This is a genomic window from Aliivibrio sp. S2TY2, assembly GCF_028765525.1.
GTDB classification, from domain to species: domain Bacteria; phylum Pseudomonadota; class Gammaproteobacteria; order Enterobacterales; family Vibrionaceae; genus Aliivibrio; species Aliivibrio finisterrensis_A.
In genome coordinates, this window is sequence record NZ_JARACS010000012.1 from 69,877 (window position 1) to 83,842 (window position 13,966).

The 13,966-nt window shown below is 39.3% G+C and carries 14 protein-coding genes; 5 read left to right on the forward strand and 9 right to left on the reverse strand.

The annotated features are described in order from the left end of the window. Window positions 1-239 precede the first annotated feature (239 nt). Window positions 240-1,490 carry a serine hydroxymethyltransferase gene (gene glyA / locus PVK63_RS16095; protein WP_130047211.1) on the reverse strand — a complete coding sequence of 417 codons (1,251 nt, stop codon included), beginning with the start codon at window positions 1,488-1,490 and terminating at the stop codon, window positions 240-242. Between the two features lie 326 nt (window positions 1,491-1,816). On the opposite strand from glyA, the gene PVK63_RS16100 reads away from it, so the two are divergent. Then, a complete protein-coding gene (locus PVK63_RS16100) occupies window positions 1,817-2,425 on the forward strand; it encodes a YitT family protein (RefSeq protein WP_130047212.1) in 609 nt (202 codons plus the stop codon). Window positions 2,426-2,489: 64 nt separating this feature from the next. On the opposite strand, the gene PVK63_RS16105 is transcribed toward PVK63_RS16100, so the two are convergent. The 8 genes from PVK63_RS16105 to gmhB all read right to left on the reverse strand — a co-directional run bounded on the left by PVK63_RS16105 (window position 2,490) and on the right by gmhB (window position 10,317). Then, window positions 2,490-2,816, reverse strand: coding sequence for an MliC family protein (locus PVK63_RS16105; RefSeq protein WP_130088112.1), 327 nt, complete (start codon window positions 2,814-2,816; stop codon window positions 2,490-2,492). 233 nt (window positions 2,817-3,049) lie between these two features. Next, on the reverse strand, window positions 3,050-4,018 hold the full coding sequence (locus PVK63_RS16110) for an ABC transporter ATP-binding protein (RefSeq protein WP_130088111.1): 969 nt from the start codon (window positions 4,016-4,018) through the stop codon (window positions 3,050-3,052). Next, entirely contained in the window at window positions 4,015-5,022 is a 1,008-nt protein-coding gene (locus tag PVK63_RS16115) for an ABC transporter ATP-binding protein (RefSeq protein WP_130088110.1), read from the reverse strand. Before PVK63_RS16115 ends, PVK63_RS16110 begins: the two co-directional genes overlap by 4 nt. Window positions 5,023-5,098: 76 nt before the next feature. Next, complete coding sequence (locus PVK63_RS16120; protein WP_165371239.1) at window positions 5,099-6,937, reverse strand: extracellular solute-binding protein; 1,839 nt, start codon at window positions 6,935-6,937, stop codon at window positions 5,099-5,101. Window positions 6,938-7,024: 87 nt separating this feature from the next. Further along, window positions 7,025-8,068, reverse strand: a complete 1,044-nt coding sequence (locus PVK63_RS16125; protein ID WP_207215690.1) for an ABC transporter permease — start codon at window positions 8,066-8,068, stop codon at window positions 7,025-7,027. Window positions 8,069-8,079: 11 nt separating this feature from the next. Continuing rightward, a complete protein-coding gene (locus PVK63_RS16130) occupies window positions 8,080-9,108 on the reverse strand; it encodes an ABC transporter permease subunit (RefSeq protein WP_130044718.1) in 1,029 nt (342 codons plus the stop codon). 261 nt (window positions 9,109-9,369) lie between these two features. Further along, entirely contained in the window at window positions 9,370-9,537 is a 168-nt protein-coding gene (locus tag PVK63_RS16135) for a hypothetical protein (protein ID WP_130047218.1), read from the reverse strand. 228 nt (window positions 9,538-9,765) lie between these two features. Continuing rightward, on the reverse strand, window positions 9,766-10,317 hold the full coding sequence (gene gmhB / locus PVK63_RS16140) for a D-glycero-beta-D-manno-heptose 1,7-bisphosphate 7-phosphatase (protein WP_130088108.1): 552 nt from the start codon (window positions 10,315-10,317) through the stop codon (window positions 9,766-9,768). 255 nt (window positions 10,318-10,572) lie between these two features. On the opposite strand from gmhB, the gene metN reads away from it, so the two are divergent. The 4 genes from metN (at window position 10,573) to tsaA (ending at window position 13,916) form a co-directional block, all read left to right on the forward strand. Then, window positions 10,573-11,607 carry a methionine ABC transporter ATP-binding protein MetN gene (metN, locus tag PVK63_RS16145; protein WP_105063353.1) on the forward strand — a complete coding sequence of 345 codons (1,035 nt, stop codon included), beginning with the start codon at window positions 10,573-10,575 and terminating at the stop codon, window positions 11,605-11,607. Continuing rightward, window positions 11,597-12,274: a methionine ABC transporter permease gene (locus PVK63_RS16150; RefSeq protein WP_105063354.1), complete on the forward strand. Its 678-nt coding sequence runs from the start codon at window positions 11,597-11,599 to the stop codon at window positions 12,272-12,274. Before metN ends, PVK63_RS16150 begins: the two co-directional genes overlap by 11 nt. Before the next feature lie 38 nt (window positions 12,275-12,312). Then, window positions 12,313-13,122 carry a MetQ/NlpA family lipoprotein gene (locus PVK63_RS16155; protein WP_130088106.1) on the forward strand — a complete coding sequence of 270 codons (810 nt, stop codon included), beginning with the start codon at window positions 12,313-12,315 and terminating at the stop codon, window positions 13,120-13,122. 95 nt (window positions 13,123-13,217) lie between these two features. Further along, the gene (gene tsaA, locus PVK63_RS16160; RefSeq protein ID WP_165371238.1) at window positions 13,218-13,916 is read left to right on the forward strand and encodes a tRNA (N6-threonylcarbamoyladenosine(37)-N6)-methyltransferase TrmO; all 699 of its coding nucleotides are present in this window, start codon (window positions 13,218-13,220) and stop codon (window positions 13,914-13,916) included. The last annotated feature ends 50 nt before the right edge of the window (window positions 13,917-13,966 follow it).

A 13,966-nucleotide genomic window follows, 5' to 3' on the forward strand; every position in this document is an offset into this window, starting at 1 on the left:
ACCTTTTAGAAGTGCTGAAACTAAACGTTCAGTTCACTGAGATCGAAACATACCACAATTATTTTTACCGATTCTCAAAAATAATACAGAAATAGAATTAAAATCATGTATTGGAAATATTTTCCTACAGACACGATGAATTATCTGTACTTTATTTCACTCTTATTATTCTAAATTCTCAATAAAAAAGACTAGCCCATAACAGGCTAGCCTTTAAAATTTAGTCTTGAGAAAAAGTATTAAGCGTATACAGGTAGACGCTTACAGATCTCTAACACTTTTGCTTTTGTCGCTTCGATAACAGACTCATCACCCATGTTGTCTAGAATGTCACACATCCAGCCAGCAAGTTCTTTCGCATCAGCTTCTGAGAAACCGCGACGAGTGATAGAAGGAGAACCAACACGGATACCAGAAGTAACAAACGGGCTACGTGGGTCATTTGGTACAGAGTTCTTGTTAACCGTAATGTTAGCTGAACCTAATGCAGCATCCGCTTCTTTACCTGTAATGTCTTTGTCGATTAAATCAACTAGGAACAGGTGGTTCTCTGTAGAACCTGAAACGATGTTGTAACCACGTGCTAGGAACTCGGCAACCATTGCTTTTGCGTTAGCAACAACGCGTGCTTGGTATTCTTTAAACTCTGGCTCTAGTGCTTCTTTAAATGCAACCGCTTTACCAGCGATAACATGCATTAGAGGGCCACCTTGGCCGCCAGGGAATACTGCTGAGTTTAGTTTCTTATAAAGATCTTCGCCTTCGTTAGAAAGAATAAGACCACCACGAGGACCAGCAAGTGTTTTATGAGTCGTTGTTGTCACTACGTGAGCGTGTGGTACTGGGTTAGGGTAAACACCAGCAGCAATAAGACCCGCTACGTGAGCCATATCTACGAAAAAGTAAGCGCCAACTTTGTCTGCGATTTCACGCATACGCGCCCAATCACATACTTGAGAGTAAGCAGAAAAACCACCAATGATCATCTTAGGTTTATGTTCTACTGCTAGTGCTTCCATTTCTTCGTAATCAATTTGGCCAGCTTCATCAATGCCGTAAGGAATGATGTTGTAAAGCTTACCTGAGAAGTTTACTGGAGAACCATGAGTTAAGTGACCACCGTGAGCAAGGCTCATGCCTAAAACTGTATCACCAGCATTTAGAAGCGCCATGTAAACTGCATTGTTTGCTTGAGAGCCTGAGTGCGGTTGTACGTTTGCGTACTCTGCACCAAACAATTCACACGCACGATTAATAGCTAGTGTTTCCACTTTATCAACGAACTCACAACCACCGTAGTAACGCTTACCAGGGTAACCTTCTGCGTATTTGTTTGTTAATTGTGAACCTTGAGCTTCCATCACTCGTGGGCTAGTGTAGTTTTCAGAAGCAATCAGTTCGATATGCTCTTCTTGACGTACTGTTTCTTCCTGGATTGCTGCAAACAAGTCTGCATCGTAATCTGCAATGTTCATATCACGCTTAAGCATCTGTATCTCCTGACTCAGATAAATATAAAACCCAAAAATAGCCCAATGACGCAAACGATTACGTCACTAGTCTTAACTGCGATGTATTCTACATAATTTGATCTAGATCAGATACCCTAAATTACATATTTCTTTATGATTTTTGTTGAGGATTCCTCATTATCAACATGAATGGGATTCAATATGTGTCAATAATTTGCTTTACACTATGTAAAGGCTTTACTACAAATCTTCTCTTATATTTACCGACAATCGATTGCATAAATTTATAATCCTACTATTCTTGCGACCATTATTTTATTGGTACAAGAACAGACCCTGTCGTTATGGAAAAAATTAAACACACTCACAAGGAAGATGTCATTGCTATTCTGACAGGCACTTTCTTAGTCTCCCAAGGTATTTTCTTTTTGCAAGCCGCTCAACTCTTAACTGGGGGCACCACTGGATTGGCGCTATTATTGAGCCAAATGAGCGGTCTTAGTTTTGGTATTTTATATTTCACTTGTAACTTGCCATTCTATGCTCTGGCTTGGCAACGATTTGGGAAACAGTTTGCATTAACCAGTTTAATCTCTGGTGGCCTTGTCTCTATCATGACGGATCATTTGAATATGATGATCTCAGTGGATCACATTAATGATATTTATTGCGCCGTCGCGGGTGGTTTATTAATGGGATTAGGTATGCTTATTTTATTTAGGCATCGTTCTAGTTTAGGTGGTTTTAATGTCCTTTGCCTGTTCATTCAAGAGAAGTTTGGAATATCGGTAGGTAAAGTTCAAATGGCGATCGATTTCTGTATCCTAAGTGCCTCCTTCTTCTTTATAACCCCTTGGTTATTGATTGTCTCTGTTCTTGGTGCCGTGGTATTAAATATCGTCCTTGCAATGAACCATAAACCTAATAGATACATTGTGACTTATGGGACGTAGTGCCTAACCATCACATTGAATGAAAAAAGGCGATGCGTTATTAATAGCATCGCCTTTTCTTTACTTATTTAATCACCGTACAATTCTTTAAAACTACACGACCTAAATCCAGCCGAGCTTCATCCCCTTTTCCGTGAAATACTATCGCAGCGCTAATATCAGGCATTCCATCATCTGAAATATACTTCATTCCTGATGCTGATACGGCACGCTTTAAAGCATAATCTTCTTTAGGAAGTTGCAGTAATGCTTTGTCTTCATTAAACGTTATCTGAAAATTTTTACCACCATCGCACTGATAGTTAACTGGTTGCGCAGTTCCCATATCAGGCATTGTAGATGAACAACCAGCAAGTAATCCTAGGGCCGTAAAAGCCAATAATTTTTTCATGATTTTCTCTCATTCTTTTTTATTAACTATAGGATAAAACAAGCAAATACAGATGTTTCAAAAAAGATATTTATACCATTCTGGATAAGTCTTTGTTCAGATAATTGCGTAGGAAAAATCGATTAGAGCAAGGCATAAATTACAGTAACTAGTGGATCTAATTACAAAATTTATAACGCAGATATAATCGATTTTAACAAGCAAGAATGATCAAATACTTATGTAGATTGGTATTATCTATATAAATGGCAAGCCACTTCATGCCCATTATCAGAAAGTTCGTGCCTTATCGGTTCTTTAGTGAAGCATTCTGCCTCTGCTTTTGGGCAACGAGTTGAAAATCGACATCCTTTGGGAGGATTAATAGGCGAAGGAACATCTCCTTTTAAAATAATCCGCTCCTTTCCTCTAAATCTAGGATGAGCAACAGGTATCGCAGACAGTAGCGCTTCAGTATAAGGGTGCTTTGGCGAGTGATATAAGGTTTCCGAATCACCATATTCAACAATTTTACCTAAGTACATGACTGCTACTTTGTCAGAGATGTGCTTCACAACTGATAAATCATGAGCAATAAAAATCAACGCTAAGTTCATCTCTTTTTGTAAGTCTAATAATAAATTCACTATCTGAGCTTGAACTGACACATCCAATGCAGACACTGATTCATCACACACTATTAATTTTGGTTTTAACGCTATGGCTCTTGCGATACCAATTCTTTGCTTTTGACCACCCGAGAACTCATGAGGATAACGCGTTGCTGCACTCGCAGGTAAACCGACTTTAATCAGCAAATCTTCCACCCATTGTTTACGCTCCTCAACTGTCCCCACTCCGTGAATAACAAAAGGCTCTTCTAGAATCATCTCTATCGTGTGTCTTGGGTTCAGAGATTCAGTAGGATCTTGAAAAATAATCTGCATGTCTTGGCGAAGTGACCGCATCTCTTTATTGCCAAGATCTGTAATATCATGACCTTCAAAGTATATACGCCCTGCTGTTGGTTCAAATAACTTCAGAAGGCTACGACCTAATGTACTTTTCCCACAACCAGATTCCCCGACAAGCCCAAGCGTTTCACCTTTATTAACACTCAGTGAAACCCCATCAACCGCATGAACTACATATCCCTTATTAAAGATCCCTTTTCCTGAATAAAAATACTGCTTAAGACCATCAATTTTTAATAATTCACTCATTTAACCACCTCATTACTGGCAATTAATTCATGAGTAAAATGGCAACTTACCTGATGCAATAAACCTACTTCACTCATGATTGGCACCTCAGTGTTACATATGTCTTGCTTGTATTTACAGCGTGTTGAAAATCGACAACCTGTTGGCATTTCATGTAATGAAGGAACGGTTCCCTGAATGGTTTCAAGTTCTGTTTTTGGCTGCAAACTTAAACTCGGCATAGAAGACATCAGGCCTTGCGTGTATGGGTGCTTTGGATTATCAAACAATTCAAAAATACCCGCTTGTTCTGCCACTCTCCCTGCATACATCACGACAACTTCATCACAGATCTCAGCCACCACGCCAAGATCATGAGTAATAAAAATAATCGACATGCCCGTTTCATCTTGCAGCTTTTTCATTAACTCTAAAATCTGCGCCTGAATGGTGACATCTAACGCTGTCGTTGGCTCATCACAAATTAAAATGTCAGGTTCACATGCGAGGGCAATGGCGATCATGACACGCTGACGCATACCACCAGACAAATTATGGGGGTACTCATGAATCCGAGATTCCGGTGATGGGATGCCTACTTTTTCTAACATCTCTAAAGAATAGGCGAGGCGCTGTTTTTTATCTAAATCAGGACGGTGAAGTTCTAATACTTCGTTAATCTGCTTTCCTATGGTATGCACGGGGTTAAGTGCCGTCATTGGATCTTGGAAGATCATGGAGATACGATTACCACGCATTTCATATAATTTATCAGGACTTAGCTGAACCAAATCCGTCTCATTATATAAAATTCGCCCCCCGACTACATTGCCATACGGCTTAGGTAATAACCCCATAATAGACATCGATGTGACACTTTTCCCACACCCTGATTCACCAACAATACCAATGGTTTTTCCTTTTGGTACTTGAAAGCTAACACCATCTAACACTCTTACTGTGCCATCATCAGTTTGAAACTCAGTCACTAGATCTTCTACTGATAAAACAATCTTTCTATCCATATGCATCTTCACTGTTTTTATTAGTATGTTGTCACTAGGAGATCCCTCTCCTAGCCTTTACGTTACTTAGTTAAACTTATAATTTGTAAGTGTCATCAATGATGGTCACAGGCTCAAAGGTTTTGCCTGATTTCATTGCGGCTTTGGTTTCTTTCTTCGCTGCTTCATCAATCCAGAAGGTGCTGAATGTTTGAGAGAATCCCCAGCCGTGGAATAAATACCCAGTCTGTTTAGTGGCCATATTTTCAGGTAACTTCATCCAACGCCAATAACCTGCACGTGCGTATGGCACCATATAACCCGGTACAATAACGTTAGCATCCGCAATCACTTGTTGGATCTTGCGAGAAAGCGCTCGTTTTTTCTCAATATCAAATTCATTTTTGAATGAGTCGATCAAACTATCTAGCTCTGGAGAGGTGAAATTAGTGAAATGGTTAGTTTGTGGTTTATTGGCATTATCTGAGTGGAAATATTCCCAATAGGCAGGAATGTCGCCTGTGCCCATATTATGGAAAGAGATATCGTGCTTTTTCTCAAGTACATATTTAAACATACTTGAGCCATCAATAAGATTCAGCTCAAGATCCAGCCCTGCCAATTTTGCCTGCTCTTTTAATACCGCAACACGAGGAGTGAAAGATTGCTGAGAATAAGTGACGGCAAAACTTAGGCGCTCCCCCTTATCATTAACACGAATACCATCAGAGCCGACCTTAGTGAATCCCGCTTGCTCAAAATATTCGATGGCTTTTTTAGCATCAAACTTAGGCGCTTTAATCTCTGTATTGTCATAACCAATATGACCAAATCCCATTCCATTTGGCTTACGAGAATAATCCCCACGAAGGACTTTCTCTATCATCATGTCAAAGTCGGTCGCATACATAATGCCTTTACGAACATTAATATCGTTCAGCATTGGTTTTGCCGTATTCAACCATAGTCCACCAGCTCCCACTGGTGCTTGGTTAAACACCCATGCTTTTTGTATGTACCCATTTTGATAGTTTTTGCCGGAAGATTTTTCATGCCAAAGGTCAGGACGAACCAAATCAAACGAATCTAAATTGCCTTTTTCAAAATGCTTTAGCGCAATATCAGCATCGCGGATCACCTTGATATTAATTTTTTCTACGTTGTAACGATGTTGGTTATACTTATTTTCATAACCCCACCAATCTTCACCTACGTGTTTAAAGGTAATGTTTTTACCCTTTTTAATTTTATCAATATAGTAAGGTCCTGTGACAGGCTCTGGCTTGAAGTTGTATTTACGAACAAATTTATCATCAATGCCATCGTTATTTTTATCCACCTTTGGCTTACCATAAAAATGTTCTGGTCGAGGCATTAAATTGGTGTACTCAATCAATTCATCACGGTTACGAGCTTTGGCAGAAACAATACCTACCGTATTTTTATCAAAGGTAATGATGTCCGCAATTTCATTGGTAAAAAAGTCATTATACCAAGGGGCAACAATGTCTGTTGAACGCATCAACTTAAGCATAAATTGATAATCATCCGCGGTGACAGGCTTACCATCACTCCATGTCGCTTTAGGATTTAATTTAAAATAAACCGTCTTATTATCATCACCAAACGCCCATGACTGAGCTAACCCTGGAAGCCACTCTCCCGTATTAGGGTGTTTAATCAATGGTGGTAGATTTGCTTCTAAAATCCACGCTCTAAAAGCCCCATTAGAGTCAGGCCCAACGGTTCGAAAAGTTTGTGGAAAACTTAACGTGTAGGTTCGATATGAACCTCCAAAGGTTGCTTCAGAAGAGGCAAATGTGGGTGCGGTGTCATTGGTTTGCCACTGTAAATTATCAGGCAGCTCCGCTGAAAATACGTGAGAGCTAAATAACGCAGCGGTAGATAGTGCTAATATCGTGAGCTTTTTATTCATAATTATCGATTCCTTTCTTTTTATTATCTCTATTTTCGATATGGCCTAGGTTCCTGCTTTCCATCAACCTAGATTAATAGTTAATACTTAAACGTATCGGGTGTGTTTTTTTGGATCGAAGGCTTCACGTATCCCCTCCCCAATAAAGGTCACCATAATTAATACCGTAACAATCGCAGTCACAACCGAGCTTGCTATCCATGGTGAATCTAAATTTGATTTTCCTTGCTGTAATAATTCTCCCCAACTTGGCGTTGGTGGCATTAAACCGAGCCCTAGGTAGTCCAAAGCAGTAAGAGCGGTGATATTTGCGACAATAGTAAATGGCGCTAAAGTAACAATCATAACCATGGTATTTGGCAAAATATGATGGAATAAAATTCGACTATTGGACGCACCTAGGGCTTTGGCTGCCATTACGTATTCACGAGCCTTTTCTTTATAGGTCATGGTTCGCATATACCATGTCATTCCCATCCAGCCAAACATGACATTAATTAAGGTAAACAACATAAAGCTGGGCTTCATAATTGATACCAATATCATGATGACATATAAGAAAGGCACCATAGACCAAATCTCAATAAAGCGTTGGAAAAACAGATCGAACTTGCCACCAAAGAACCCCATCGCACAACCAACAGATACGCCAATTGCGTAAGATATTGCCAAGGTAATTAAGGCGAATCCCATGGCAATTCGAAAGCCATAAACCAATCGCGACACAATATCTCGACCAATCGTATCTGTGCCTAAATAATGCTGACCTTCAAGACTGGGCTCTGTAGGAGGAAAATCCCCTGAAAAATCTTGTTCATAAGGATTCCATGGAACAATAGGCATAATAACGAAGTTACCCTGCTCTTCTTGTTCAAACTTAATTTTCAACTCTCTGTAATTGGTTTCATGAACATAATCTAAACCAAAGGTCTCTCCAGATTTTACGTCACCATAGGTTGGAAAATACCACTCCCCTTGATAACTCACCAATAACGCTCTGCTATTAACGAACACTTCAGCAAAGATAGAAAGTACCAGTAATAAAGACAAAATAAGAAATGACCAATAACCACGTTTTATCGCCTTAAAACGTTGAACTTTCTTTTGCGTCAGTGGACTTAAATTTAATATCGACGTCATAATTAAGCTCCAAACTTCACGCGTGGATCAACCACTGCAACACACACATCAGATAAAATATTGCCTAGCATCAGCATCATGGCGTTAATGGCAAACAACCCCATAACGACTGGGTAATCTCGCTCCATAATCGCTTCGTAACCGAGTAAGCCAATACCATCAATATTGAAAATAACCTCAATGAGAAATGAACCCGTCATAAAAAACATCAGTGAATTCCCAAAGTGACTCGCAACAGGGATCAAACTATTACGTAAGGCGTGTTTACGAACGGCTTTTCTAAATGGCAACCCTTTAGCAATGGCAGTACGAACATAATCCGCTGCTAAGTTTTCCATTAAGTTATTCTTCATCGTCATCGTAAGTAGAGCAAAATCACCGATGAGATAACAAAACAGAGGTAATACGGCATGCCACATAATGTCTTTTATTTGTTCAAAAGCGCCGAAATCATCAAAGTCATCACCAACAAAACCTCCCATTGGAAACCATTCTAATTGGTAACTGAATAAGCTAATCAAGAAAACACCAATCACATAGCCCGGCAAAGCAAAACCAACAAAAATAGCAATGGAAGACGTGGAATCAAGAATAGAGCCGTGCTTTAACGCTTTTAAATAACCGAGTGGAATGGAAATAAGATAACTGAGTAGAAAGGTCATTCCTCCATAAAAGAGAGAAACAGGTAAGCGCTCAGCAATCATATCCCATACGGGTTCGTAATAACGGGTCGATTCACCAAGATCAAGCACTACTAATTTTGTTAACCAATCATAATAGGCTTCAAAAACGGGCTTATCTAAACCATAAAACGCATTAAGCTCGGCGATTTGATCTTCTGATAAGGCATTATTTCCATCAGTTACACTGCTCGTTCCACCCGTTTCAGCGCTTCCCTGCATTTGTAAGCTCAGAAGCATACGCTCTACAGGGCCACCGGGAACAAAACGCGTTAACGCAAAAATAAGTAAGGTAATACCAATGAAGGTTGGGACAACCAATAAAAGTCGTCTAAGTAGGTAAGATATCATCCGTGACTATTGCTCCAAATCCAATCTGCTGACTCCGCTGCATTTATTTTTTTATAATAGTTTTATTAACTTAGCTCAATAGTATGCCAACTACAATCCGGTCTATTGAGAGTGTAAGCGAGTTAACAGTTTGCAGAATAGTGAAAGGATTAGAAAGAGAAAGACATGAATTTGACACTTTTGTTAAGAAAGTGTCACAAAATAAACCTCTTTGGATTAGATTATCTATCTAAATAGAAGAGAAATATTAAAGCAAGCAAATTACTGAAAAGGGATCTCACTCAAATGAGAAAGGATTTCTTGTTGTTGTTCATCCGTTAATAAATCCCATGTATTCACAGTCTCATCTACGGGCGTTTTTTGATGACATAGTGCCTTTGGCTGATCATTACCTAAAAGCAGATTTGAACTTTTATCAACGTTATTCATAACAACCACCTTAGTTTACAACTCTACTCACTGAGTTATTTAAAATTCATTTACATAATTAACTTTAAGTAAATTTCTATAATAAAGATACACCCTTTAGCTCTTAAAAGTAAGACAGAAAGAAAAAGCTATTTTAAAACAAAGTAATAACATAAAAAAACGCCTACAGACTTCTCCATAGGCGCTTAATTACATTCTATTTTCTGATTAACTTAGATAAAAAAACACCTAAGCAAAAAGGAACTTAGGCACATCCGCAATGCTATCAAGTACCGTAGTTGCTAACGCTTCACCTTCTTCAGTTACTGGTTTACCGGTACGAACAAGGATACGAGTACCAACACCCGCAGCTTGTGCTGCCATCATGTCTTCTTTCTTATCGCCGATCATGACCGAGTTTTCCATATCGATGTCTAAAAAGCTTTGTGCTGAGTTAAACATACCTGGGTTTGGTTTGCGGCAATCGCACTCTTCTTTGTATCTTTCTACTGTTGCTTCTGGGTGGTGAGGGCAATAATAAATACCATCAAAATCAATACCGTGATCAGCAAAGTTCCAATCCATCCATTCCGTTAGGATTTCAAATTGCTCTTCAGTAAACATACCACGAGCAATTCCCGATTGGTTTGTTACTAATACAAGTAGGTAACCCATGTCTTTGCATTTTTTAACGGCATCAAATACACCATCAATATATTCAAAGTCATCACGCTTATGAACATAGCCACGATCAACGTTAATGACGCCATCTCTATCAATAAATACCGCTGGTTTGGACAAGGTGAAACCCTCTAAATAGTCAAATCGGTTAATAAAAAATTATCGCACGCTTTTGCTTTCTTAGCATCATAATTTATACGTTTAGCCGTCTAGACGTAAAAATACCTATTGACTTAAATCAATATCCGAAATAGCATCAGTAGGATATAAAAAATGAGAGATCGCTCAGATTTTTTAACCTTGGTTATCTTTCTATTTACACTGGCTTTCTATTTACATTAGCTCCCTATTTAAAAATGCAGTTCAAGGCGAATCATGATTGAAATAAACCGCGTTAATAAGGTGTTTTATCAAGGTGCAAAGGAAATTAATGCCCTTAAAGATATTAACCTACATATTGCCCAAGGCACCATCTTTGGTGTAATTGGCTCATCAGGTGCAGGGAAAAGTACGCTGATACGCTGTGTAAACATGTTAGAGAAGCCAACAAATGGTGAAGTGATTGTTGATGGTGTTGATTTAACAAAACTCTCTTCAAGCGAGTTAAGCAAAGCACGCCGCAATATCGGAATGATTTTCCAACACTTTAACCTTCTTGCTTCACGAACTGTATTTGAAAACGTAGCTCTACCTCTAGAGTTAGCGGGAAAATCAAAACAAGAGATCAAGAAAAAAGTCACTGAGCTATTAGATTTGGTTGGCTTAGAAGATAAGCACCACACTTATCCTGCAAACCTTAGTGGTGGTCAAAAGCAACGTGTTGCTATAGCTCGTGCACTTTCAACAGATCCAAAAGTACTGCTTTGTGATGAAGCAACCAGTGCGCTTGATCCTGCAACAACAAAGTCAATTCTAGAGCTAATCAAAGATCTAAATCGAAAATTAAATATTACTATCCTAATCATTACCCATGAAATGGAAGTCGTAAAAAATATCTGTCATGAAGTTGCTATTATCGGTGGCGGTGAGTTGGTTGAAAAAGGCATTGTGAGCGATATTTTTGCTCATCCTAAAACCAAACTTGCACAAGAGTTTATTCGTGCAACATTAGATTTATCAATTCCTGATGATTTCAAATCTCGTCTACAAGAAACCTATGTAGAAGGCAGTTACCCTCTTATTCGTTTGGAATTTACTGGTGCCAGTGTTGATGCTCCTGTGATTAGTCAAATATCTCGTGAATTTGACATTGATATCAGCATCTTAAATGCAGATATCGATTATGCTGGCGGCGTTAAATTTGGCCTTATGCTAGCCGAGTTTTTTGGCAACCAAGAATCAACAGCGCAAGCAATTACATTCTTACGCAATCATCACGTAAAAGTAGAGGTATTAGGTTATGTCATTTGATGTGATTTCTGCATGGCTTGATTTAAACAGCAAGCTGTTATTAAACGCAACAGGCGAAACCCTTTATATGGTTGCGGTTGCTGGTATTGTTGGTTTTGCTATTGGTATCCCTCTTGGTGTTGTTTTACACATCACTAAAAAAGGCGGACTAATGGAGAACACGGCGTTTAACAGCGTACTTGGTGCAATTGTAAACGTAGGTCGTTCAGTGCCTTTCTTGGTTCTAATGGTTGCGATTATTCCAGTAACAAAATTGATTGTTGGTAGCTTTATTGGTACCACTGCTGCGATTGTCCCATTAACCATTGGTGCCATTCCATTTGTGGCTCGTTTAATCGAAGGTGCGTTAATCGAAGTACCAAGTGGGCTGGTTGAAGCAGCACAGTCAATGGGCGCAACTCCACTGCAAATTATTACGAAAGTACTGCTTCCTGAAGCACTACCAACTATTTTAAACTCAGTAACTATCACACTAGTAACACTAGTTAGCTACTCTGCAATGGCAGGTACAGTTGGCGGCGGTGGCTTAGGTGATGTTGCTATTCGATATGGTTTCCACCGTTATGATTTAACCATCATGGCTGTGACCGTTGTTATGCTGATTGTTTTGGTTCAAATCATTCAATCTGTTGGTGATTCTTTAGTTAAAAAAGTCGATCATCGTTAATTTTATTTAATATGGAATTCATTTTTAAGGAGTAAATAATGAAATTGAATCTAAAAAAACTGGCAGCAGTTGCTGGCCTAGCATCAACACTTATCCTTACGGGTTGTGGACAAGAAGAAGCAAAAACAAACTCAATTAAAGTGGGTGTAATGGCAGGTGCTGAAGCGCAAGTTGCTGAAGTTGCGGCTAAAGTGGCAAAAGAGCAATACGGTCTTGATGTTGAGCTAGTGACATTTACCGATTACGTAACACCAAACGCCGCATTGGATGATGGTTCAATTGACCTAAATGCATTCCAACACAAGCCATACCTAGATCAACAAGTGACTGATCGTGGTTACAAAATTGAAATCGCTGGTAATTCATTTGTTTACCCAATTGCTGGTTACTCTAAGCAAGTAACTTCAGTTGACCAAATTGAAGATGGTGCACGTATTGCGGTACCAAACGATCCAACGAACCTTGGTCGTTCTTTACTTCTTCTTCAAGAACAAGGGCTAATCACATTACGTGATGGTTCTGGTCTTGCTGCAACGGTTCGCGATATTACGGCTAACCCTAAAAACATCACTATTGTTGAGTTGGATGCAGCACAGCTTCCTCGCTCTCTTGATGATGTAGCACTGTCTGTAATCAACACAACTTACGCAAGTAGCCTAAACCTTACACCTGAGAAAGATGGCATCTTTGTTGAAGATAAAGACTCTCCGTATGTAAACCTAATTGTTGGTCGTACTAACAACGTAAACACTGAAAACGTAAAAACGTTTGTTAAAGCGTACCAATCAGAAGAAGTTTACCAAGCAGCACTTAAAACATTTAAAGGTGGCGTAGTTAAAGGTTGGTAATCCCTTTCTTTTAACAAGCTAACCTACAAAAGGTTGACGTGAGAGCGTCAACCTTTTTTAATATCTAAAGATTATTATTCATAAAGAATACTTCAATGACTTATCAAATCGATCCTGTTGGTTTTATCCAATCGCCTTACAAAGAAAAGTTTGCGGTTCCTCGCCAACCTCGCTTAGCACCTAGCGCCAGATCTCGCTTAAAATTAGTGGGAGAGGCAAATTCACCAGAAGCGGTTCGTGGAATTGAGCAATTCTCTCATCTATGGTTATTGTTCTTATTTGACCAAAACTTAGAGTCGGGATGGAGACCAACGGTTCGCCCACCACGTTTGGGTGGCAACGAACGTATTGGTGTGTTTGCTTCGCGTGCGACCTTTCGTCCCAATGGCATTGGTATGTCAGCCGTCGAATTAAAAAGTGTGGTTCAAGAAGGCAATCAAACCTATTTAGAATTGGGCAGCGTTGATTTGGTGGATAACACGCCAATCATAGACATCAAACCATACATCCCCTATTCCGATTCCATTCCTGATGCACTCGGTGGTTTTGCAGAGAAAGAACCCGATGTTCTTGATGTATATTTATCGATAGAAGCACAAAGATCACTTAGCTCTCACCCTCAAAAAGCACATATTGAAGCAGTGATAAAAGAAGTACTTGGACAAGATCCACGCCCAGCCTACAAAAAAGGGAAAGCTGATAACAAAGAATATGCGGTAAATTTGTTTGATTTGAACGTAAAATTCACTGTAGATAGCAATTCGATCACGGTAACTGCAATTGATCGCTTTTGAGATCGCTTTTAGGCTGATATCATAGAAAGCTTAATTTTAGATTGATCCTG